Annotated in this window: 17 protein-coding genes and 1 pseudogene; 10 read left to right on the forward strand and 8 right to left on the reverse strand. The window is 64.1% G+C overall.

The features are described 5' to 3' along the window. Positions 1-10: 10 nt before the first annotated feature. Complete coding sequence (locus tag ACOYYX_RS35000) at positions 11-511, reverse strand: chemotaxis protein CheW (protein ID WP_422927292.1); 501 nt, start codon at positions 509-511, stop codon at positions 11-13. A gap of 619 nt (positions 512-1130) precedes the next feature. Between ACOYYX_RS35000 and ACOYYX_RS35005 the strand changes: the two genes are divergently transcribed. Then, positions 1131-1400 (forward strand): hypothetical protein, encoded by a 270-nt coding sequence (locus ACOYYX_RS35005; RefSeq protein WP_422927293.1) that lies wholly within the window; start codon positions 1131-1133, stop codon positions 1398-1400. A gap of 219 nt (positions 1401-1619) precedes the next feature. Here the strand turns inward: ACOYYX_RS35005 and ACOYYX_RS35010 are convergent, their stop codons facing one another. The 6 genes from ACOYYX_RS35010 to ACOYYX_RS35035 all read right to left on the reverse strand — a co-directional run bounded on the left by ACOYYX_RS35010 (position 1620) and on the right by ACOYYX_RS35035 (position 10332). Next, positions 1620-2246 carry a pyridoxamine 5'-phosphate oxidase family protein gene (locus ACOYYX_RS35010; RefSeq protein WP_422927294.1) on the reverse strand — a complete coding sequence of 209 codons (627 nt, stop codon included), beginning with the start codon at positions 2244-2246 and terminating at the stop codon, positions 1620-1622. 45 nt (positions 2247-2291) lie between these two features. After that, on the reverse strand, positions 2292-3176 hold the full coding sequence (locus ACOYYX_RS35015) for an alpha/beta fold hydrolase (protein WP_422927295.1): 885 nt from the start codon (positions 3174-3176) through the stop codon (positions 2292-2294). 640 nt (positions 3177-3816) lie between these two features. Beyond that, on the reverse strand, positions 3817-5127 hold the full coding sequence (gene yjjJ / locus ACOYYX_RS35020; protein WP_422931705.1) for a type II toxin-antitoxin system HipA family toxin YjjJ: 1311 nt from the start codon (positions 5125-5127) through the stop codon (positions 3817-3819). Between the two features lie 487 nt (positions 5128-5614). Then, the gene (locus ACOYYX_RS35025) at positions 5615-6973 is read right to left on the reverse strand and encodes a tRNA modification GTPase (protein ID WP_422927296.1); all 1359 of its coding nucleotides are present in this window, start codon (positions 6971-6973) and stop codon (positions 5615-5617) included. A 110-nt stretch (positions 6974-7083) separates the two neighbouring features. After that, complete coding sequence (gene yidC / locus ACOYYX_RS35030) at positions 7084-9384, reverse strand: membrane protein insertase YidC (RefSeq protein ID WP_422927297.1); 2301 nt, start codon at positions 9382-9384, stop codon at positions 7084-7086. Positions 9385-9507: 123 nt separating this feature from the next. Next, entirely contained in the window at positions 9508-10332 is an 825-nt protein-coding gene (locus ACOYYX_RS35035) for a metallophosphoesterase family protein (protein ID WP_422927298.1), read from the reverse strand. 183 nt (positions 10333-10515) lie between these two features. Here ACOYYX_RS35035 and tsaB point away from each other — a divergent pair, with 183 nt between their 5' ends. The 8 genes from tsaB to ACOYYX_RS35075 all read left to right on the forward strand — a co-directional run bounded on the left by tsaB (position 10516) and on the right by ACOYYX_RS35075 (position 20461). Then, positions 10516-11211 (forward strand): tRNA (adenosine(37)-N6)-threonylcarbamoyltransferase complex dimerization subunit type 1 TsaB, encoded by a 696-nt coding sequence (tsaB, locus tag ACOYYX_RS35040; protein ID WP_422927299.1) that lies wholly within the window; start codon positions 10516-10518, stop codon positions 11209-11211. Between the two features lie 358 nt (positions 11212-11569). After that, on the forward strand, positions 11570-12409 hold the full coding sequence (locus ACOYYX_RS35045) for a class I SAM-dependent methyltransferase (protein WP_422927300.1): 840 nt from the start codon (positions 11570-11572) through the stop codon (positions 12407-12409). 157 nt (positions 12410-12566) lie between these two features. Beyond that, a complete protein-coding gene (locus ACOYYX_RS35050) occupies positions 12567-13703 on the forward strand; it encodes a DUF1573 domain-containing protein (protein ID WP_422927301.1) in 1137 nt (378 codons plus the stop codon). 233 nt (positions 13704-13936) lie between these two features. After that, positions 13937-15586 carry a multiheme c-type cytochrome gene (locus ACOYYX_RS35055; protein ID WP_422927302.1) on the forward strand — a complete coding sequence of 550 codons (1650 nt, stop codon included), beginning with the start codon at positions 13937-13939 and terminating at the stop codon, positions 15584-15586. Positions 15587-15706: 120 nt separating this feature from the next. Next, positions 15707-16027: an Mpo1-like protein gene (locus ACOYYX_RS35060; protein WP_422927303.1), complete on the forward strand. Its 321-nt coding sequence runs from the start codon at positions 15707-15709 to the stop codon at positions 16025-16027. A 615-nt stretch (positions 16028-16642) separates the two neighbouring features. Then, positions 16643-17803, forward strand: coding sequence for a DUF1559 domain-containing protein (locus ACOYYX_RS35065; RefSeq protein WP_422927304.1), 1161 nt, complete (start codon positions 16643-16645; stop codon positions 17801-17803). A 69-nt stretch (positions 17804-17872) separates the two neighbouring features. Then, complete coding sequence (locus ACOYYX_RS35070) at positions 17873-18358, forward strand: hypothetical protein (protein ID WP_422927305.1); 486 nt, start codon at positions 17873-17875, stop codon at positions 18356-18358. Positions 18359-18487: 129 nt separating this feature from the next. Continuing rightward, complete coding sequence (locus ACOYYX_RS35075; protein WP_422927306.1) at positions 18488-20461, forward strand: hypothetical protein; 1974 nt, start codon at positions 18488-18490, stop codon at positions 20459-20461. Between the two features lie 11 nt (positions 20462-20472). Here the strand turns inward: ACOYYX_RS35075 and ACOYYX_RS35080 are convergent. Further along, positions 20473-21802 (reverse strand): annotated as a pseudogene (locus ACOYYX_RS35080) (IS701 family transposase). Between the two features lie 708 nt (positions 21803-22510). On the opposite strand from ACOYYX_RS35080, the gene metG reads away from it, so the two are divergent. Further along, positions 22511-22843: a methionine--tRNA ligase subunit beta gene (metG, locus tag ACOYYX_RS35085; protein ID WP_422927307.1), complete on the forward strand. Its 333-nt coding sequence runs from the start codon at positions 22511-22513 to the stop codon at positions 22841-22843. Positions 22844-22871 lie beyond the last annotated feature (28 nt).

The raw sequence follows: 22871 nt of genomic DNA on the forward strand, positions 1-22871 counted from the left end.
GGGTGTCGATTCAGGCGCCGGTTTCGAGTTCGTTGGGGTCGAGCAGCTTGTCGATGTCGAGGATCATCAGGAGCCGGTCGTCTCGCCTGGCCAGCCCGGAGATGCACCGTTGCGAGGCGGCCGTCACCGCGATCGGCACCGGCTGGATCTGGTCGTGGGCGATCTTCATGACCTCGGTGACCTCGTCCACGATCAGGCCGACGGTCTTGCCGTGGCTGTTGACGACGATCGTGCGGGTCTCGTCGTCGAGCGGCCTCGCTCCGAGTCCGAACCGCTTGCGCAGGCTGACGATCGGGATGACGGTCCCCCGCAGGTTGATGAGCCCCTCGATCGACTCGGGGGCGCGTGGGAGCCTGGTGATGGGTTTCATCAGGATGATCTCCTGGATCGTCCTGATGGCGATCGCGTAGTGCTCGCCTTCGAGCAAGAACCCGATGAACTGCCCGACCGTCGGCTCCAACCTCGTCGAGTCGCGGCCGCTCGGATTCGGCTGCCGGGTCGCGGAGGACATGGACGCGTTCCCTTTTTTCTTTTTCCATCCATCGAAGTGTCGGCCGAGGTGCAACCGCACCCCTCTGCGCGGACCGGCCCCGCCGCGAGAGAGGCCCCGGGTCGACTTCGACCCGGTACACCATCCCGTTGCCGCCCGCCGTCACTTTCGCTCAATCAGCTTTTCCCAATGTACCACACAAACCGATCGGGCAAGCCCTAATGCCAGGCCCGGGCCCGCTTTCTCTGCGGATCATTCCGACCATGCCGAAATTTCCACCGAACGACGAGCTGCCTCCCCCCATGAGACATCTCATGAGGTGAGCCTGACCTCGCCTGCCGCCTCGCAAGTCGACGAACGGCGATGCGGGCGCGGGCAGCCGATCTCGATGAGCCCCTTGCCAATCCCCTCTTGGGGTCCAGCCGCCAACCATCAGGGGGATCCTCCACAATCAGGATCGATTCCCCGGAGAATCTTGATGTCCTTGTGAAACCGATTTCCAAAGAAGTGTGACCGTTACTAAAATTCATCATCTAAAGTAAAAGCGGGACGCCACTGGTCCCTCCACTTTACTGTCGCAGTCTCTCCGCCGACGGGCAGAAGAAGGCCTCGCGACCCCTGGCTAAGGAGGCCTGCTACCGTGATCATGTATGTCGTCTACGCCGCCCTGATGGCGGCCTTCCTCGTCCTGGCCAGGCGACTCCTCTACGTCTACCGGTTCCTCTCCTCCCGGAAGCACGCCTGCCCTCGCTGCGGGAAAGAGAGGTCTCTGAGGCGCGAGCCACGCCGGAAGTTCGACCGATACATCTCCCAGTTCGTGGACTCGAGGCGGTACAAGTGCCTGGTCTGTCGATGGTCGGGATTGCTGCGCCAGGGCCCCGACGACGAGCTAGACCACTGGGCGGACTAGCCCTCGCCGTTCGCCCGGATCATCCTCAACCGGCCCGTCAAAATCGCCCGCGAGTCGCCCAAGCCAACGCGATCGACGGCGGCGGAGCGATCGCACACCGCGGCCGACTTCGCGAGATATGTCCACGGACATGACGATCCGACAGCTTCTTACGAAGATATGACACGAGCCGAGGCGGCGGCGGGCCACCTCGGCTCCGGAGCGATGACCGCGAGTCCGTCAGGCCCCCTTGAGGGCCGGGGATTCGGGCGAGACTCGCTGCAATTCGGCCTCCAGCTCGGCGATCCGCGACTGGAGCTTCTCGAGGACCGGGACGACCTCGCTCCTCGAGAATCGCTGGTGAATATGCTGGGAACAGTTGATGTCCCAGGCCTCGACGTCGAAGAGGATCGCCCGCTCGACCCGCCCCGGGTAGGAGGGGTCGCGGAGCTTCTCCTCCAGGGCCGCGTCCCCCTCGACGACGCGTGCGCGGCCCCAGACCTTGATGCGCTGGCCCTGGGCGTAATCCATCAGGAAGAGGAAGGCCCGGGGATTCTCGGAGAGGTTGCCCAGGGTGATGTACTGGCGGTTGCCCCCGAAGTCGGCGAAGCCCAGCGTGGTGTCGTCGACCACCTTGAGAAAGCCGGGAGACCCGCCGCGATACTGGATGTACGGCTGCCCCTCGGCGTTCGAGGTGCCGAGATAAAACATGTCGAGCCCCGCGAGGAACTCGGACAGCTCGGGGGTCACGGTCGTCTGCCAGCCCCGGCCCCGTTCGAGCCGGGCGTACTGGCTCCGCGAACCCTTCCGCCCCTGGATCGCCTTCACCGCGGGGGTGAAGGCGACGTCGCTCGGGTACGTCCTCATCGCCGCATCCTCCCCCGGCCTCTCGGCCGGGCCCTCGACGGCACTTCAGCCCCTGGCCGCGTGCTTCTTCAGGAAGTCCCGGATCAAGGCCGCGATCTCCGGCCCGGCCGACTCCAGGGCGAAGTGCCCGGCGTCGAGCAGGTGGAACTCGAGGTCCTTGATGTCACGCTTGTACGGCTCGGCCCCCGCGGCGGGGAAGATCTGGTCGTTCTTGCCCCAGGCGATCAGCATCGGCGGCTGATGCTTGCGGAAGTACTCCTGCCAGCCCGGATAGAGCGGGGGGTTGCTGCCGTAGCTCAGGAACATATCGAGCTGAATGTCCGCGTTCCCCTCGCGGTCGAGCAAGTATTGATCCGTCACCCACCCGTCCGGCGCGACGTTCTCGACGTTGGGGACGCCGTCGGTGTACTGCCAGCGCGTCGCTTCGAGCGTGAGCAGGCCCCGCAGGGCATCGCGTTTCTCGGGGTTCTTCGGGTCCTTCCAGTACGCCTTGATCGGCTCCCAGAAGGCGTTGTCGAGCCCCTCGTCATACGCGTTCCCGTTCTGCACGACGAACCCCGTCACCCGCTCGGGATGGGCCGTCGCCAGCCGATACCCCACCGGCGCCCCGTAATCCTGCACGTACAGGGCATACTTCGTCAGCCCGATCTTCTGCGTGAACGCGTCGATCACCTTCGCCACGTTGTCGAACGTGTACTCGAATTTGTCATGCGAAGGCGCCGAACTATGTCCATACCCCGGATAATCCGGCGCCACGAGGTGGAACTCATCCGCCAGCGCGGGGATCAGGTTCCGGAACATCTGCGAGCTGGTGGGGAACCCGTGCAGCAGGAGCAGCGTCGGGGCATCCTTCGGCCCCGCCTCGCGATAGAAGACCTGCAGCCCGTCCACCTCGACCGTCTTGTGCGTCACCCGAGTTGAATCCCACATATCTTCATCTCCGGTTCATGTTTGGGGCCCGGCTTATCCGCCATCGCCCCGTGGTGATCTCCGGCCCTCGGCATCGCCCCGGGTCGCTTCGACCCGGGCCAGGGCACTCGTTTTCCTGATAATCCAAACCTCGTGCCACGGCTCAACAATTGCCACAACATCTTGAAACAAAACCCATTGCAACGACCATCACCGACAACGACTAATCACGACATTTCGTGAACCGACGAATTTTCGTCACCTCTCCTCGAATTTTCGTGATCCCGCCTGAACCTTTATTGTGTCAGATCACGATGAGCGCTAACACAATGGCGTATGGACGCGACAGGCGCCAGCCGCCCGAGCCAGATCGATCCATCGCACTCGGGGCCGTCGTGCCGGCTCCGGCAGCCCCGCAAGTCGCGGCTCAATCGCATCGCGAATCCATCTTTCGAAGGATTCCGAAGGGCGCGGACCCGCCCGCGGATCCCGCGAGGAGATCACGCAGGCGAGGCGAACGCGTTGCGACGTGGATGCGGTTGCAATCGATGGGCGACGCGGCTCAGCGAAGGCAGCGATGCGTCAGGGCTCATCCTCGATCCCCCAGGCTATTGACGACGCCTCGCGCCGGATCGCGAGTTATGAGGCCCGGCGGACGGCCTCACGAATGTTCATCGATGAGACGTGAGAGGGTATCCTGGCAAGCCTTGCAGATCTGACGGAAGCCGTCTCTGAGTGTGTCCTCTTCGCAGAGGCGCGACCAATATCTTTTCGCCTGTTTCGCCGCGTGATGCCAGAGGTGCAGGTTCAGGGCATTGGGAGGATGCGGGGTGAAGGACCTCTCGACGATGTTCGTGCCCACGGGGGCGAAGGCCATCGGGAGCATGTCGTAGACCGGTGCCAGGGTCAACGTTAATTCTCTGGCCTCCTCGGCGAAGAAGGATAAGTTGCCGAAATGCCTGTCTGTGTTGCCGATGAGATCGCCGAAGGCATCCAGCCAAACCATGAGGTCGGCATCAGCAGCGTCCAGGTTCAAGGTCGGCTCGGCGAGGATTCTCCGGCTAGCTCGACTCCAATCCTCGGGAATATCGCCGAAGTAGTGGCTGTTGACGGCGTAGAGCGAGATCAAGCCGCGACGCCCTCGCCGGCCGACCCGGTCGAAGCGTTCCACCTCCAAATACTTGATCCCATCAATGTCAAAGCATGCCGAACGAGGTGCAGAGACATTGGCGTCCCGCAGCACCTCCAAGGCCAGGTGCTCGCTGATGAGCAAGTCACGCCATCTGTCAGCCGCGGCGCCGTCGCCGCCGGCGAACTTCACCAGCACATGACAATCTTCGTTATAGACTAGGAACTTGGGCTGTTCGCCGCCTGCCGAGGAGCCAGGTTGACCTTCCAACGCCCCTATGGCGAGCCTGGGATAGTCTGACCTGGCGATTGGCTGCGCCCTGGCTGAGTTAAAACGATCAAGTGACTCCTCTCCAATGATGAGATTGCCGACGCAGTCCTCGCCCCGCATCGCCACCGCGATTAACTGGTGCTCATTGTTCCAGTCGCTGATGCGTCCTGGTAATTTCAATTCCGGATAGAGTGCCGGGAAGCCACGCCCGATGTAGCCCTGTGGTCGCATGTCCTCCATGAAGGGGGGCAGGCCGACGAACTCCTGGCCGTTCCCCGACTCGCGCTCGAGCCAACAAGCATCTCCTGCGAGGAAATGCAGGACACCATGCGGGTTCGGGCGACCGTGCTCGTCCACACGAAAGACGGGCGTCTGACGCCCAAGGCCGGCGATCTCCCGAGTCGACGCGTAGCGGGTTGCCACGCTCCGCCCAAACCGGGTGACGCGAGGGCCCGCCTCACGCATGAGCCGAGACATCACCGGCTGAGAGATCCCGAGCTCTCTTTGGATCTCCACCCCACGGGAAATCCCACGGTTCCTCAACAACCTGAGGAGCTGATCTACCTGTTCCACAGCCTCCTCCGAATAGCTTTGCGAATAGCTTTTTTGCCAGATACCCAATTATAGCAGTGCTTTCGGGAAAACCAACGAGCGAAATCAGAATAGCTTTTCCACGCTCTTGGTTCCAGGGCCTACCCGAGAGCCGTGCTCTCGTCGAGCAATGCCCCAAAGCGTTACAAACCGCTTCGTTAGGCCTCGGGATAATTCGGTCGGCGCGAGACTAGGCGGCCCGAACGAGGGAAGGCTCGACCGAAGGCCACCCATTCCGCGCGACGACGGTCATTGTCGCGGACCGCCGATGGTACCTTCTGCCGAGAGAGGACGCTGGCGAGGCCGCTCGATGGGTGCCGACGGCCGGGACGTTCCGATGCCAAGGGCCGCTCTCGCGTCCTATGATAACCTCGTCGTCGATCCGCCTGTCGCCCCCATCGTCATGTTACAGGCTTGATTCCTGGGCCTGGACAGCTCACGAGGTCGACGCGTTAGTCGAATCGGCTCATCACTTGCCGATGCAGAAGCGGCGGAAGATGCGGTCGAGGATGTCGTCGGTGACGACGACGCCGACGACTTTGCCGAGCTCGTCGATGGCCTGGCGGAGGTCGACGGCGACGAGCTCGTCGCCGGCGCCGAGGAGGATCGCCTGGGAGGCGGATTCCAAGGCGCGGCTGGCGAGCTCGAGGCTCTCGCGGCAGCGGGCGCCGGTGCTGGTGGCGAGGGAGCCTTCGGCGTCGGTATCGCGCAGGGTGGTGGCAATCGCGTGGCGAAGGGCGGGGAGGCCGGCGCCGGTGCGGGCACTCGTGCTCAAGCGGGAGACTTGATCATCTTCGAGAGTCTCGAGGTCGGACTTGGTCCAGACTTCGAGGCGGGGGCGGTCGGTGCCGACCAATAAGGATAAAGCGGGATCGAAGGCCGAGTCGCTCGGGCGGCAGTCGAGGAGGAGGTCGGCCTGGGCGGCCTGGGCGTCGCGGAGGGCCTGGGCCCGGGCCTCGATCGGAGTCAGGCCGGGCTCGATGCCGGCGGTGTCGATCAGCTCGATCGTCAGGCCGTCGCAGTCGCAGAGGGCCGAGAGGTAGTCGCGGGTCGTGCCGGCCTGGGGGGAGACGAGGGCCCGCGTCTGGCCGAGCAGGGCGTTGAAGAGGAGGGACTTGCCCGCGTTCGGGGGGCCGACGAGGACGACCCGCGGGTGGCCCTCGGGACGCTCGCGCGAGACGAGCCGGGCGGCGAGGGCGGCGAACTGCTCGGACGAGGATGAGAGCTGGTTGGCGAGCTCGGCGCGGGCGAGGACGTCCACGTCGGGCTCCTCGGCGAAGTCGAGGTTGGCCTCGAGGTGCGCGAGTACGTCGAGGAGATGATCCCGGGCCTCGGTGATCGGGCCGGAGAGGCCGCCGGCGAGCTGCTGGAGGGCCGCGTCGAGCTGCGCGGGGGATCTCGCGTCGATGACGCCGAGGACCGCCTCGGCCCGGGTCAGGTCGATCCGGCCCGAGAGGAAGGCGCGGAGGGTGAACTCCCCGGGCTCGGCGAGCCGGGCGCCCCGGGTCAGGCAATCGGCCAGGAGCAAGTTGACCAGCGGCGGCGAGCCGACCGTGTGGATCTCGGCGAGCTGCTGCCCGGTGTACGTCCTGGGAGCCGGCCAGAGGACGATCGCCGCGGGCAGGGGAGGGCGCAGGCCGGCGACGGCGAGCCGGCCCGTCCGGCGCTCGGCTCGTCTCGGCGGTGGGGCGTCGATGTCGGGGGTGAACCGGCCCAGGGCGATCGACCAGGCCTCGGGGCCCGACAAACGGACGAGGCCCCGGAAGCCGGGCCCCGGGGGGCTCGCCACCGCAGCGATCGTGTCATGGGGGTCGAGCCGGCTCGACAAGGTCGGGGCCCCTTCGTGGCGTCTCTGGAGTCGGAAGGGATCAAACGACGACGGGCCGACTCGCATGGGTCGGCCCGTCGTCGTCAGTCAGTCTGTCATTCGGTCGCGTCTCAGCGACGACGGCCGGGGCGGGATCGGGGCTTGCCCCGGTCTCGCTCGCGTTCGCGCTCCGGCTCCTTGGCCTTGTCGCGCTCGTTGAGCATCTTGCGGTAGGTGGGGTCCTTGGTCGCCTCTTCCTTGACCTTCTCCCAGAACTGGGCGAACCGGCCCGGGGGCTTGGGGGGCGGGCCGCTCGGGCCTCGACCGTTGCCGCCACGACCGCCACCGCCTCCTCCGCCGCCGGGCGGGTTCTTGTCGTCGTTGGCCGAGGAGTCGGGCGTGGCCGGGGCGTGCGTGATCTTGGGCAGGAGGAGCCGCTCGCAGATCTGCCAGGAGCTGCTCGTGATGAAGTAGATGCCCAGGCCCGAGGGGACCTTGTAGAACATGAAGCCCATGAACACCATCATGTACTTCATCATGTTCTGCTGCATCTGGGCCTCGGGCGTGGTGGCCGGGGGCGCGAACAGCTTGGTCTGGACGATCATCAGCGAGACGACCAGGAACGGCAGCAGGTTGAAGTACTCGCCGATGAAGGGGAGCTCGGTCGGGAACCGGAAGAGCATGTCGGGCGCGGCGAGGTTCTGGATGTAGAGGAACGACGCGTGCCGCAGCCTGACGCTGTTGTTCAGGGCCTGCCAGAGCCCGACGAAGATCGGCAACTGGATCAGGGCCGGGAGGCAGCCGCCGATCGGGTTCACCCCGTGCTTCTTGTAGAGGGCGAACGTCTCCTTCGTCTGCCGCTCCTTGTCGTCCTTGTACTTCTCCTGGATCTCCTTCATGAGCGGCTGCAGGCTCTGCATCTTCTGCGCGGACATCGCCTGCTTGCGGCCGATCGGGAACATGATCATCCGGACGAGGAGCGTCAGGAGGATGATGGCGATGCCGTAGTTCCCGTTCTTGCCGCCGAACGACTGCGAGACCTTCAGCGTGAAGTCATAGATGTAGTCGAGCAGCGGGGCGATGACCTTCATCGACATCCAGGCCGCACCCGGGATGCCGAACCACTGATACTTGCGATACGAGGCCAGGCCCTCGGCGCCGTAGGGCAGGAGGTTCGCGATGATCTTGGGCCCGGCGTAGACCCGGTACGTCTGCTTGACGGGGCGATTGGGCCCGACCTCGAACGGCTTGGACTGGACCATCACCGTGACGTCGGCCTTCTGGGAGGCCTCGGGCCTCTCATCGATGACGATCGCCTCGGTCCGCGCATCCCAGCGGTCGGCCTCCTTCGTCGGGGCCGGGAAGGGCTCGATGAAGGTGGCGAAGTACTGGTTCTCGACGCCGGCGAACCGGAGCGGGAGGGTCGTATTCTCGAAGCGGTCGGCCTTGGGCTTGGCGATCTCGCCCCCGGTGCGGTTCACGATCTTGACGGCGTCCCCTTCGACCGAGCCGAAGAAGATGTCGCGGAACGAGCTGGTGTACCACTCCCCCTCGATGGGGATGCTGTGCGGGCCGTAGAGGCGATAGGCGAGCTTCTGCTCCTTCTGCGGGCTCTCGAACCCGAGCTCGACCTCGAACGAGTCCTCGCCCTTCCAGATTCGATATCGCTTGGTGAGGGTAACGCCCCACTGGTCGACGGTCGTCTTGAAGAGGATTTCCTGCCCCTCGCGGACCGTCTTCAGCTTGGCGACGGGCTCGCTCAACTCGCGGACGATCTTGCCCTTGTCGTCGCGGACGACCTCCCAGACCTCCTGGGCCAGCGGGATCTCCCCTTCGGGCACGTAGCCGAGGATCTCCTTGGCTTCCCGGGCTTCCTTGGCCTCGGCCGAATCTTCGGCGGCCTTATCTTCGGCGGCCTTGGGCTGGCCCGAGCTGAGGTTGTACGAGAGGGTCGGCAAGCTCGGCGGCGAGCCGGGGTTCCGGCCGATGAGCTGGAGCGGCAGGTTCTTGATCCTGCGCCCGTCCTTGTCGGCCAGGTATCGGGCCGAGAGGGTCGAGGAGACGCCCGCCCCCTTCTGGTCGAGCATGACCTGGAGGTGGTAGGCCCCTTCGGAGCCGTCGCGCGTCGAGCCGATGACGAGCTCGAGCGGATTGACGATCTCGACCTTGGGCTTCTCCGCCTCCGCCGGCTTGGCGTCGGCGACCGGCTTGTCGCCGGGCTTGGCCTCGGCCTTCTCTTTCGCCTTGTCCTGGTCCTTCGCGGCGACGGCGTCGGCCGGCTTGGCCTTATCCCCCGGCTTGGCGTCGGCCTGCTGCGCCGGTTTTTTCGGCTCGGGCTTGATGAGCCCGGTCGCTTCCATCAGGTATTGCAGGCCCATGAACGAGAGGAACGTCAGGGCCATGAAGAGGACGAGCCGCTTCTCACTACTCATCGTGGCGGAAACCTTCGAGGAATGGCGGGTATGCACTCGGGGAGAGGGTTGACGAGGGGCGACGCCGGGGTTCAATCGCGGCGGCGAGCCCGAGGGGACGGTGACGGGATGGGACCGGGCCGGCTAACGTCCCTGTCGTAGACGATCGCCCAGGAACGGCTCGAGCTCCGAGATCGCGTAGATCTTGCGGATCGTCGTCTCGAAGTCGTAGGGCAGGCGGCGGAAGGTCACCCGGACGGGCCCCGCCGGGGCGGGGGAGGAGGTCGGGTCGGCCGGCGCGCCCGCGGCCCCATTCTCCTGGCCGGGGCGGCCGTCGTCGAGGATCACGTAGCAGGCGCGGGGGTCCCCGTCCCGGGGCTGGCCGACCGAGCCGACGTTGATCATCAGCTTGCCGTCGCCGAGGGTGTATTCGTTGTCGATCTCCTCGGGGGCGTAGAACTGGAAACCCTCGGTGAAGACCCCCGGGACGTGCGTGTGCCCCTGGAAGCAATACCGGTCGACGAGCTGGAAGAGCCGCTCCATCTTCCGGTGGTTGTAGATATCTTCGGGGAAGACGTATTCGCTCAGCGGGTTGCGCGGGGAGCCGTGGACGAAGATGAACGGCTCCTCGCGATGGGTCCGCGGCAGCTCGCCGAGGAACTCCCAGCGCTTCTCGTTATTCTCGCGGTCGACGTTGCTCTCGAGCTGCTCTCGCGTCCAGAAGATCGCGCGCTCGGCGCCGATGTTGAAGCCGTCGGGGTCGAACATCGCGCCCTGGTCGTGGTTGCCCAGCAGGGTCACTCGGCAGTGCTCCATCACCCGGTCGATGCACTCTCGGGGGTTGGGCCCGTAGCCGATGATGTCTCCCAGGCAATAGATGTCGGAGATCCCCTGCGACTTGATGTCGGCGAGGACTACCTCCAGGGCTTCGAGATTTCCGTGAATATCACTAATCAGGGCACGACGCACCGGAAGCGACCTCCGAGGACACCAAAGGCAGGAATCGAGGCTCTGGAAATCTCAGCCGTGGTGTCTCACAATCTTTCTAGAATAGAACGAGTTCAGGCCGGGGGTCAAGGTCAAGGGGAGCCCCGTCAGGGCTTTCCCCGACCGGGACGAGGGCCGACAGGTCTCAAGGGAGTCGGACGCAGCGTGTATCTCCTGGCCATCGATACCTCCACGAATTCCGCGGCGGTCGCCGTCGCCGGCCCCGAGGGGGCCTTGCTCGTCGCGGCCCCGGGCTCCGGGCAGCGCCACGGCCGCCAACTGATCCCGACGATCGCCTCGCTGCTCTCCGAGGCCGGCCTGGCCCTCGCGGACCTCGACGGCTTCGCGGTGGGGCTCGGCCCCGGGTCTTACACCGGGCTCCGGATCGGCCTGACCGCGGTGAAGACCCTGGCCTACGTGACGGGCAAGCCGGTCGTCGGCCTCAACAGCCTGGAAGTCATCGCCCAGAACGCCCCGGGCGAGGCCCTCTCCGTCTCCGTGGTGGCCGACGCACAACGCGGCGACCTTTATACACTCGACCTCGCCCGTTCCGAACCACTCGGTCGCCTGATCGCCTCGGATTCGACCCGGATCGAACCCCGAACGGCTTGGGAGTCGCGTCTGGGGAAGGGGACCTGGGTGCTCGGCCCCGGCCTCGACCGGCTCGCCGGCCCCTTGCCCGATACCCTGGACGTGGCCCCGGCGGCCCAGAACCAGCCGGACGCCCGCCGGCTCGCCGACCTGGCCCTCCGCGTCTGGCGAAGCGGCCTCCGCCACGACGCCTGGTCGCTCGAGCCCCTCTACCTCCGCCGGAGCGCCGCCGAGGATCAGTGGGAGCGGAAGGCGGCCCCGTCCGCTTGAACCGGGACCAGCCCGCCGACGGCTCCGGGCCTCGGCCCCTCGCCCCGCCCGAGTTCTTCGCCCGGGCGGCCCCCTTTATTGCACACGACGATCGCTTTCGCCAATAAAGATGGGAACAGATGCCAAAAATTTGCACCCGAACCGTCGCGGAATGCCGCCGAGGCCGGGACGGGCGAGCCGCGACAACCGCCGACGCCCCCGAGAACCAGTAACGGCGAAGCCCGGCTCCCGGCGACAATGGGGCGCCCAAGCCGGCTTGCCCTTGAGCCGTGCGAGGCAAGACGTCAACATCGACATCGACGGCGAGATCGGACCTCCCGGCGATTCCTCGACCCCTTCGCGTTGATTTCGAGTCCCGATGACCGCCACCGACGACCAGACACGCACGAAGTCGACGTACACCCTGCAATGGAACCGGTTCCGGATCCTCCGCCCCGAGGAGGACCGCGCGACCTTCCGCAACCGGACCGGCCTGGCCGAGGGCGAGCTTTCGGGGGCGACCGTCCTCGACGCCGGCTGCGGGATGGGCCGGTATCTCCGGGTCGCCGGAGAATCCGGAGCGAGGGCCGTCGGGCTCGACCTGAGCGAGGCCGTGATCGCCGCCAGGGACCTGACCGGGGACCTGCCCAACGTCTCCGTCGCCCGGGGGGACCTCCTCCGGCCCCCGTTCGCCGAGGGGACCTTCGACCACATCTATTCGCTCGGCGTGCTCGACCACACCCCGGATCCGAGGGCGGCGTTCCTGAGCATCGCCAGGCTCCTCAAGCCGGGGGGGCGGATCGTGATCTGGGTCTACCCGAAGGAACGCCCCTTGCTGGAGAAGGTCGTCGCCGTGCATCGGTCGGTGTCGAGGCGGCTCCCGCTCCCGATGCTGCTCCGCCTCAGCGAGTGGATGGCCCCGGTCGGTGGCCTGAAGCGCAAGCTGATGGCGAGCAAGAGCCGGCTCGTCGGCCGCGCGGGGGTGGCCCTGCACCTGATGACGATCGGGGTGTCGATGCACCCGGATCCCGAGGTCCGCGTCTGCGACACGCTCGACTGGTACGCGCCCAGGTTCCTGACCCGGCACACCCCCGAGGAGGTCCTCGAGTGGTTCCGGGCCGCCGGGCTCGTCGAGATCCGGGACATCTCCAAGGGGCAGGTCTTCTACCACGAGGGGCAGGGGCACGGGATCAACTTCGCCGGGCGTCGGCCCTCCTGACCGGCCTCGGAGGGATCCAAGCACCCCGAAGGGGCTCGGCGGCTTCCTTGACCGTGGGGCTCGGCGAGAATTAAGATCAGAGTTTGAGGACGTCCTACATCCATCCCGGTTCGCGCGATCACCTCGAACGGTCGAGACTCACGGAGTCATCCCAATCATGTCACGCTGGATCATCCTCTCTGTGCTGGTCATCGCGATCACGGCGGGGGCCACGGTTATGTTCCAGATGCTCCCGGCGAGCACGACGAACAGCACGGGCGTCGCCTTCCCGACGGCCACGGGCACCCCGGCCGCCAAGGGCCCCCAGCCCAAGGCCGTGGTTGAGGGGGACCCGCAGTACAACTTCGGGACGAAGGCCCAGCACACCAAGTTCGAGAAGGAGTGGTTCATCAAGAACGAGGGCAAGGCCCCGCTCCGGCTCTCGCTCGAGGCCCCGCCGTGCTCCTGCACCGTGGCCAACTTCCAGGGCAAGGACGGCAAGTCGTCCGTCTCCGAGATCTCGGTCGAGCCCGGCGACAAGGTCCCCATCCACCTGACCTGGGACACCCGCAGCTACAACGAGCATTACAAGAAGCCGGCGACCCTGCTGACCAACGACCCCGAGCGTCCCAAGATCACGTTCACCGCCGAGGGCGAGGTCCGGCCGGCCGTCGTCGTCTATCCCGACGCGAACATCCCGCTCCTTGAGCTGACCACGGACGAGGAGAAGCACACCGGCAAGATCGCGATCTTCTCCCCCGACCGGCCCGACTTCAAGCTGACCGGGGTCAAGACCTCCAAGCCCGACGTCATCTCCGCGAGCTGGAAGCCCTTGACGACGGAAGAGGCCTCGGCGATCAAGACCAAGGAAGGGTTCATGGTCGAGGTCACCATCGGGCGCGGCCTGCCGCTGGGCGCCTTCCAGGAAGAGTTGATCTTCACGACTGACCACCCCAAGCAGCCCGAGGTCAGCGTCAAGGTCACGGGCAAGATGGTCGGCCCCGTCACGGTCGTCCCCGAGCGGCTCCGGATGACCGACGTCGCCGGCAACGCGGGGGGCTCGAAGGAGCTGACGATCCTCGTCCGCGGCCAGAAGGACGTGAAGTTCGACGTGATGCACGCCCCCAAGGGGTTGAAGGTCGAGGTCCTGGAGGGGACCCACCTGCCGAAGGTCCGGAAGTACCGGATGATCGTCACGATCCCGCCCGGGACCCCGGCCGGCACCATCGAGGATGAGATCATCCTCAAGACCGACCACCCGCTGGCCGCCGAGATCAAGGTCTACGCCAACCTGCTCATCCGCGACGCCGGCTGAAACGAACCGCCTCGGGACGAGTCCATCCCGAGCTGAACAAAGACCGTCACGACGATGACGCCCGGCCTCGACGAAGGCCCGGCGTCATTCGTCGCTTGTGGCGTTCGCCCCTCGGCTGCTCTTATCGGGCGGCGACCTGCACGCTATAACAAGGCGGCCGAAGGCGTCCCGACGCGATCGGGGCTCCGCGCCTCGCGTGCCTCCCGCCAGGCCTACTTCGGGAAAGGACGACGATGACGCCTCGCTCTTACCGGCCCGCGATCGCCCTCACGCTGGTCGCGCTGGTCCTGACATACGTCGGTTGCAGCTCGCAAAACAAGGAAGACGAGCCCGCCAAGGTCGCGAAAGAAGCAACCAAGGGGGACGCGAAGGGGGCCGACACCGCCCCCGCAAGTGACCTCGGGCCCAAGCCCTTCCACGGCTGGCCCAAGCCGGCCGCCGCCTTGCTCGTCTCGGGCGAGCAGGACGGCTACCTCGAGCCCTGCGGCTGCACCTCGGGGCAGCTCGGTGGCCTGAGGCGCCGGTTCGAACTCGTCCAGAAGCTCCACGAGGAGCAGAACTGGCCCCTCGCCCTGGTCGACCTCGGCGGCCTCATCAAGGATCCGGCCGCCGCGAGGGGTGGACCCGAGGAGGCCAAGGCCAAGTTCGTCGTGGCGCTCAAGGCGCTCGGCCTCCTGAAGTACAACGCCCTCGCCCTGAGCGCGGAGGACCTCGAGAACGGCGTGGACGAGGCCTTCGCCCAGTTCCTCGACCTGGGCGAGCAGCCCAAGGTGGCCGTCGCCAACGTGACGCCCGCCTCCGGGTTCGAGAAGAACGTGGTCAAGAGCCTGACGACGACCGCCGGCAAGGTGAAGCTCGGGATCACGGCCGTCATCGACCCGCAGGCCCTCGCCAAGCTCGGCGACCCGGCCAAGGACGTGCTCCTGCCCGAGATCAAGCCCGCCGAGGAGGCCCTCGCCGGCGTCCTGCCCGACCTGGAGACGTCGAGCGACGCCCAGGTGCTCCTCGTCCAGGGCCCGCCCGAGCTGGCCAAGCGCCTGGCCGAGAAGTTCCCCGGCTTCGACATCGTGGTGTCGACCTCCCACTTCGACCCGCTCGAGGAGGCCGAGCGCGTCAACGACGGCAAGACGATGGTGGTGAGCGTCGGGCACAAGGGGCAGTACGTCGGCGTCGTGGGGATCTACCCCGACCAGCAGGGGCCCGACCGGTTCCGCTACCAGCGGATCACCCTCAACACCCGCTACGACGGCCCGTCCGAGCCCATGAAGAAGCTCATCGAGGACGACCTGCAGGACATGCTCAAGCAGCGCGGGATCGTCGAGAACTTCCCCAGACGCGACTACGCCGGCGGTGCCCCGGGCGCGACCTTCGTCGGGGCCGAGACGTGCAAGTCCTGCCATCCCAAGACCTTCGCGAAGTGGGATTCGTCCAAGCACGCCCACGCCTTCGAGAGCATCGTCAAGGATCCGAAGGGCCTGCGGAGCGACCACCAGTTCGATGCCGAGTGCATCAGCTGCCACACGACCGGCTTCGAGTACAACTCGGGCTGGGTCTCTGCCGAGAAGACGGCGTACCTCAAGGGCAACCAGTGCGAGAACTGCCACGGCCCCGGTTCGAAGCACATCGCCGAGCCCACCAACGCCGACTTCCGCAAGGCGATCGCCCGCAGCGTCGCCGAGGCCGAGAAGAGCGGCCTCTGCGCCCGCTGCCACGACATGGACAACTCGCCCAAGTTCGACTTCGCCACCTACTGGGCGCAGATCAACCACTCGAAGCTGGACAAATACACGGACAAGGAAAAGCAGGGCATCGCCCCGAAGCCCGTTGCCGCCGCCCTCGCGGCCCCGGCTCCTTCACCGGCTCCGGCCGCGTCCTCGAAATGATCGCCCGGGTCGACCTCGAGCGGCCCCGATTTTCGTCGGGGTGGCGTGAGGTCGAGTCCGTCCCTTCCACTTCCCACAAACCCCGCCGAGGGGCATGATCTATCGGAAAGGAGTTCCTAGATGAGTGGGTCCTCGAAGCTCGACCAGTTCGTCGCGAAGTACCGCAAGGATCACACCCACCCGGTCAACCACTTCCTGCACATCGGGATGGGCTGGCCGATGGTGGCCTTCGCGGTGATCCTGCTCCCGTTCAAGCCCTTGTGGTCGCTGGGCCTCTTCCTCGGCGGCTACGCGCTGATGTTCTTCGGCCACTTCGCCTTCGAGGGCAACAAGCCCACCGTCCTGAAGCACCCGAGCACCCCCTTCGTGATCGCCTGGGCCGTCATCCGAGGCCTCTTCGGCGGCCTCGTCCGCCTCGCCACCCCCACTCGCCCCCGCTGATCCACGCCGGGCCTTTTCCGAGCCATCAATCAATGAGCCCGCCCCCGCCCGAGCCTTCTTCGCGGCGGAGGCGGGCTCGTCCGTCATTCCTCCTCACCCTAAAAATGTTCATCGTGAACAACGTCGGCTTTCGTAACCTCAATCCTTCGACGAGCGAAGGCGCCTCGAATCCTCTATCCGGCAATCGCAAATCCACCTCACGGCTCGGTCCCGGTTCCCGGAGCGATCAAGCTAAGTGCATCCCGGGATGATTTCTCTCGTCAAACGTCCACCTATCTGCACCCTAGACATAGCCTATCGCCATTTGTTTTGCGTATATTCCCTAAGTCGCCGAAATAGTTAAGATATCCCCACTTTCTTTCTCCCAGGCTCACCTCGTAATGGCGAAGCTGAGAAATCGCGAGCGAATGAGCGAGCCCACATCTCCCCCATCCGGTCCCGCGTCATTGAGCTGTCAGAGCAGAATCACGGCATGAATTTATGACGTCGCAGGCCGAGAGGACGAACGTGGAGATTTGCTCGGGGGATAAGCGGCGGGGTAATCCGCGCTTGGTGACCTGCCCTGCGGACGCAAGCCTTTAGGGCAGAGCCGAGTTAGATTAACGAACGAGAAAAATGAATACTCAATTAGCAGAGGTGCTTGAGAGATTCTCTGATTTCTTAAGAATTTCTCGTGGATCTCGGCAAGAGAACATCGCTAATATTGCTGGCGTCGGTGACAAATCGGGCATAAATCAGGAGCGGCATGCTCGATCATCATGGACGGGCAGGGCCGACCATGGTTTCGGCACATCTCAAAGCGAAGCCCGTGCCATGCATATCCTTCACGCCTCGGATCATGAGAATCGTTCAACGCCTCGCGGCGGTTACACCCTGATCGAAGTGCTCGTGGTGGTGCTGGTGATCTTCCTCCTTGCGGCGCTATTGCTGCCTGCCGTCCAGGCCGTCCGCGAGGGCGCGAGGAACACCCAATGCAAGGCGAATTTGAAGCAACTGGGGATTGGCATTAATCTCTATTCTTCAGTACATGAATGCTATCCGCCCAATGGATTCCTCTGGGGGAGCAAGGAATCCGGGAATTCGCTCTCCGCGCTCCTGTTCATCCTCCCATACATTGAGCAGCAAACGCTTTATAGTTCGATCAACATGGCGATCGCCCAGGGTTCGGATTCTTACAGCTATCCGCCTGCGCTCCTGACCGTCGGCACGACGGTCGTGCCGTTGTTCATCTGCCCCAGCGATTCCAAGGACGGAATGTTCAATTCCTATAGGTTCAACTATGGGACCTGGGGAGCATTCGCGGATGAGTCCTCGGGCGACCCGGACGGCCCTTTCGGCATGGGCAAGCGTCCGTCCCAGGCAAGCGTCACCGACGGCCTGTCCAACACGGCCTTCATGAGCGAGAGGATCGCCGGATCCTTCCAGGGCGAAGGCAGCGGGCCCAGAGATGTCAAGTTTGCGAAACTGCAACCCGGACGCTTCCTCGAGCAGGCCTATATCGACTACTGCCTGTCGGCGACGGACTTCCAGTGGAACTTGCACTCGGGTTCCTCGTGGATGCATACTGGCATGTATCTCACCGAATATAATCATAACGGCCCGCCGAACGATGCACGCCCGTCCTGCGGAGGGGCGAACTTCGGCCTGCATCCACCCCGTTCTTTCCATTCGCAAAGCGTGAACGTACTTTTCGGCGACGGGCATTTGGATGCCGCCATGAACTCGATTGATGCTGCCGCCTGGAAGCGAATGGGCACGCCTTCGAGCGGCGATTGAACTTCGAATGCCGTTCGAGTTGGAGAGGATTCGAAGAACCTCCACAACCCTTTCAACAGGAGCCTGAAGATGAATGCGCAACGTGGCCATCGGCCTGTCTACCTCGGCCTCGCGAGCATGTCCTTCACCGTCGCGTTCCTGACGACCGTTCCACTCTTCAACTTCACCGCGGAAGCCTACACCGATTTCTGTGACACATATACGTTAGCTTGCAGCGCGACGACCACCCCGGTGCCGTGCATCGACACGGCAGGTATCTGCGTTATGGTCGCAGGAAACACCTCGAATATTTTCTACGCAAAATGCGACCAGGCATCGAACATCATCGATTGCGACGGGAGCGATCTTCCCGCGTTCTACATGATCGCAACGGCGGTCAAGGATTGGAGAAACTGCCGAAACATTTCCAGCAAGTCGAGAACGGCGTGCGCGGACACCTGCCAAGACTGCTCCAACATTAATTTGTTCAATGATTCAAGCTGTGCTGCGACGTCCAAATGCAGCAAGTCGGTCAGGACGACTCGCAGATGCGCCAATTTTACCGTCTGCCGGTGATGCATCGCCGCGAAGTCAGGCCGCGAACTTGTCGCTTCACCTCATCATCAGCCTGCCCGGCGGTCCGCCTCTTGGACGACGTCGAGAGGCGGACGGATTGACCGGCGCCAACGAGGAGGTTGGGATTCAATGACTCTCTTTTTTACCGTCATATCAATGATCGGGATTGCCCCTCCGGGCCCTCTTGATGCCTATAGACTGAATTTTCGAGAAACTAAGGCTGAAATCAAATTCGAGTTCAGCAGCCATCTACTCAATTCACATCCGATTGGCGATGCGCCCGTTCCCCGAAGCGGCGAATTGTCAATCGCCTCACCGCCTTTCTTCAAAGTCGCCGGCGAATGGTCGTGCGATGGCATGAGCGAACATTGGATCTTCCACCAGGAGGATTCCTCTCAGAAGTCGGGGAAGAGTGACGGTTTGCCAGACTATGAAGCGATCTTCGACCAGGACATGGAAGTGTTCGCCTATCATCATTTCAAGCAAAAGCAGCCCTATGTCTTCATAGAATCGGCCAAGTACCCTCGCTTCAACGTCTTTGGCCCGACCAACTGGATGGAAATCCCATTCCTGGCGCAAATAGAGACCACCTATAAGAATTCGGAGGTCACCAGGAAGAAGACCTTATTTCACGATCATCCGACCGAATCCGAGCTTTATACGGTGGACAACGGGAAGATGACCTTGAAGCTCCTCGTTCTCTATGACCCATCGATCGGATATGTGCCGCGCTATCTCCGCGGCATGTCCTATAAATCCAATGAAGCGGCCCCCCAGGTCATCTGCAAAGAAGTGTTCCTCCTGGAGGCTAAGCCATGCTCGGCGGGAGGATTCATACCGACCGAATGGTGCGAAACTTTCTACACAGCGGCCAAATTCGACCCTTCTCAGGCAGACCGATGGGATGCGAAGTTCTCCTACACCACGAAGATCATCGCAGATCACTTCAAAGCCGGCAGTATTAGTGACCTGAAGGGCAATCGAGTCGTCATGCGAGAGATGTCCGATGTCCGCCATCTTGCGACGGGATCCGGCGATGTGGCGCTCCCGGCAGGCTCGAAGAATTTGAATATTGAGCAATTAACCAACCTGATGAAGGGCGCCCGGAAGTCTCGCATGACTCCGTTGCTCAAGAAGAAGTCAACCACGCCCGCGGCGACAAGCACGGCACAAGGATCGGGCCCGTCGGGCCCAACGGCCTCGCAGCTAGCGATCTATCTGAGTTCCTCCTTATTCTTCACTTTCATCGGGGTTTATTTCGCAAGGCGTGCGAACAAGATAGGTTCCGTGGCTCAATTATCAATCCTTGTCCTTGCATCACATCTAATTCTGGGCTGCGGCGCTCGAGACCGAGGCCCCGAGCCACCGCAATTAGGAATCGCTACGGAAACAGGAGCCATCATCTACAAACCGGGCGAAAAAACGGTCGACGTACCTATATTAGTCTCGAACTCAGGCTCGTCACCCATCAAGATACTCAATGCGGATGGTGGTTGTTCCTGCCGCAAGTTTGACGATGACCAATTCCCCCTTGTTGTTGGGCCTCGATCGGCATCGAAGTTGACTATCAAGTACACCCCGAAATCCGAGACGGAAGTTCAGACGGTCTCCATCAGTTTCGCACTCGCTAGCGGGACCGTATCGTGCCCGCTGAATATCGCCGCCTTCCCTCGTCACCTCTTCTCACCGGACTCGATCGCGCTCTCCTGGTATTCGAACGACGGGGCGGAGAAGTCCTTCGAGTTGATGCATCGAGAAGTAGTGCGCTCGAATGAAGCCTTCGAGCCAGTGTTCCTCGTGCCGGAAATGGCCGAAATCTTCTCGGAACGGTCGCGTTCATCCGAAGAAGGCTTCGTAGAAGGCGCCGATCAATTGAAATTCAAAGACACGACTTATACCTTTGCTATCAAGAACGGTGTTCTGAACCCCGACAAATTATCGAACACCCTTAAAACCCGGATTCTGCTGAAAGAGAAGCGAGATGGGATGGTCGCATCCGAAGTTCCTATTCTGATGAGTTCTATACCCTACCTTTCGACGGTTCCCGACCGAGTTATCCTCGGGAATCGCCCAGCCCGAGTCTTCATACTGTACTTTCCGTGAGAATGTATATGTCATGCTGCCAGGCTGAGCAGCCTGGCAGCGACGGCCTGAATCTCCTCCTCGGTGGCCCCCGGGCGTAGAACCGCGCGGATTTCCTCGCCCAGCAGCGCATGACGCCACGCCCGGCGCTTATCCGCGTGGCTCGGGCGACGCGACGGGCTGTCCCACGGCGAGGCCGAGCGGTCTACCAACTCCCCATCCTCCCTCGACCACGCCCACGCCTCGGTCAGGGTGAACGTCCACAGGCAGATGTGGAACGACCCGACGTTCGCACGGATCAACCGCACCTGCTGTTGCCCGGCCCCGACGACCTGCTTGCAGTCGCGGAAGGCGATCTCCAGGCTGAAGCGATCGGCCACCATCCCCAGGATCTCCGCCACGCTCGCCCGCGTGTCGGTGCAGAAGTACGCCCTCCATCCCTTCGGCTCGTCCACCAGGACCACCCGGATCGCGCCCCGGCCGGCCTCCAGGTCGCCGTGAACGTCTTGTAGCGGCTTGACCACATCTTCCCCGTAGAGCTCGAACGTGCCGGTGGACCAGCCACGACGCTGGCCGGCCCGCTTGGCCAGGTCGATCGCATCCGGGCCGTAGGTCGGGGCCGGGCCGCGTCGGCCCGGCGGCTTCGGCCCGGGCAGGGTCCGCAGGGCCGCATCCCTGCGGAGCCGGCTCACGACCGTCATACCCAGGGACTTCGCCGGCTTGAGGAACCCCTCTTGGCATAGGCTCCGTCGGCAACCACCCAGATCGGCAGGCCCAGCAGGTCGAGCCAGGACTGGGCCCATCGGAGCAGCTCGACGGCCATCTGCAGCTTGGTGCGGAACTCGGGCCGGTGCCGGGGGTCGATGGCCGGCAGGTCCGCCTTGCGGACGTAGAGTCGGGACAGCAGGGGCAGGGCCACGACGCCCCTGGCCGGGTGCGTCGCCAGGAGCCCGAGTACGACGAAGACGTGGCCGTAGACGTAGGGGGAGCCGGCCGGGCCGGGGGTGGGGTTGTGATGGACGCCGGCCCCCTGGACGTGCGGGCCGTGCCGCTTCGTCGGGGTGTCATCCAGGGCGAGGACCAGCCGGGTGGACCCCGGAGCAGCGGCCTGACCGCCGCGATGAGCAGGCGTGCGGCGATGCGATCGGCCTCCTTGCCGGCGGCGGCCGCGGCGGTGTAGCAGGAGCGGAACTCGTCGCCGAGGCCGGCGGCGCGGATCCAGGCGGTGACGGTGCGTCGGCCGCGGGCGAGGACGGCGCCGAGGAGCAGGAGCGCGAGCCTCGGTGCGGTCCGGCGATCGAGGACGTCGGCGAGCCATGCGAACCACTGGCAAGGGGCGGGCGTCGGATGCGAGGATGTCATGGGGGCCGGCTCCGCTCGGGGTGTCAGGCAGTGTGGTAACCGCCATCGTCCCGCCCGGGCCGGCCCCCGTCTACTCGCCACATCTCAACCCTACGCATACTTCAAGTCGCGGAAAGTACAGCTTCATACGATGCCCGGATGATTCGATTGAGTTCACTCGGGTCGTTTCCAGCCCCCGCGATATCAGCGCCGTCATCAGCTCTCCGCGAGAACTCCTGCTCAAATTGAATCCGGACGCCCCGAGAATCCTGGACGAAACGGTCGTGGTCGAGACGTCCTCCACTCCGCCCAGCCAGCTCAAGATCCCGGTCGTTCGCTATACGGCCGAGCCTTCAACGGTTTCATCGACGCAATAAGCCGACTGAGGATGAATCCGGTGCTCCTGGCGTGGTCCTCGGCGGGTGTCGCTTGGAATAGTCTCAGATCCATCCAGCGTTTGGTCAGGCCATATGGCCGGCACGGAATCCGATACCAACCCCGATCATAAGCCGATAATCTCCAGGCCATTGACTCTCGCCAAACATTGTTGCACACTTGCGGGGGTGCGAGAGGGCCGGGGCAATGCCGGCCGTGGGGCCGTCTGCAGGACGGCATGAACGCAAGTACAGAGCCTTACTTGACAAGGGGCGAGGCGGACGACTACGATGCCCGGTCGAGGGGCATCCCTGAAGTCGTTAGATGGCGCGATGAGACGAGAAGAGGATTCTGATGGCCGAGCCGATCAAGTACGAAGACTTTGCCAAGGTTGAACTGCGGGTGGCGAAGGTCCTGGAGGCGCGTCCGCATCCCAATGCCGACAAGCTCCTGCTCCTGCAGATCGACGTGGGCGACGTCCAGAAGCAGATCGTCGCCGGCATCAAGCAGCATTACACCCCCGAGCAACTCGTGGGCAAGCTGATCGTCGTCGTGAACAACCTCGAGCCGGCGATGCTGCGCGGAGAGAGCTCCAACGGCATGCTCCTCGCCGCCACCTCCGGCGACAAGGTCATCGTCCTCTCGCCCGACGATCCCGAATGCGTCCCGGGCGCGAAGATCAAGTAAGTCCGCCCGTGTCATGGTCGATGGCTCA

The sequence above is a fragment of the Singulisphaera chitinilytica genome, assembly GCF_049331405.1.
GTDB lineage: Bacteria > Planctomycetota > Planctomycetia > Isosphaerales > Isosphaeraceae > PoT.

Excerpts from the sequence above, each read along its gene's own strand:
- ACOYYX_RS35015 (WP_422927295.1), bottom strand. The coding sequence starts at position 3,176 with ATGTGGGATTCAACTCGGGTGACGCACAAGACGGTCGAGGTGGACGGG.
- ACOYYX_RS35000 (WP_422927292.1), bottom strand. The coding sequence starts at position 511 with ATGTCCTCCGCGACCCGGCAGCCGAATCCGAGCGGCCGCGACTCGACG.
- metG (WP_422927307.1), top strand. The coding sequence starts at position 22,511 with ATGGCCGAGCCGATCAAGTACGAAGACTTTGCCAAGGTTGAACTGCGG.
- ACOYYX_RS35060 (WP_422927303.1), top strand. The coding sequence starts at position 15,707 with ATGAGTGGGTCCTCGAAGCTCGACCAGTTCGTCGCGAAGTACCGCAAG.
- ACOYYX_RS35045 (WP_422927300.1), top strand. The coding sequence starts at position 11,570 with ATGACCGCCACCGACGACCAGACACGCACGAAGTCGACGTACACCCTG.
- ACOYYX_RS35055 (WP_422927302.1), top strand. The coding sequence starts at position 13,937 with ATGACGCCTCGCTCTTACCGGCCCGCGATCGCCCTCACGCTGGTCGCG.
- ACOYYX_RS35050 (WP_422927301.1), top strand. The coding sequence starts at position 12,567 with ATGTCACGCTGGATCATCCTCTCTGTGCTGGTCATCGCGATCACGGCG.
- ACOYYX_RS35075 (WP_422927306.1), top strand. The coding sequence starts at position 18,488 with ATGACTCTCTTTTTTACCGTCATATCAATGATCGGGATTGCCCCTCCG.
- ACOYYX_RS35070 (WP_422927305.1), top strand. The coding sequence starts at position 17,873 with ATGAATGCGCAACGTGGCCATCGGCCTGTCTACCTCGGCCTCGCGAGC.
- ACOYYX_RS35010 (WP_422927294.1), bottom strand. The coding sequence starts at position 2,246 with ATGAGGACGTACCCGAGCGACGTCGCCTTCACCCCCGCGGTGAAGGCG.
- yidC (WP_422927297.1), bottom strand. The coding sequence starts at position 9,384 with ATGAGTAGTGAGAAGCGGCTCGTCCTCTTCATGGCCCTGACGTTCCTC.
- ACOYYX_RS35065 (WP_422927304.1), top strand. The coding sequence starts at position 16,643 with ATGAATACTCAATTAGCAGAGGTGCTTGAGAGATTCTCTGATTTCTTA.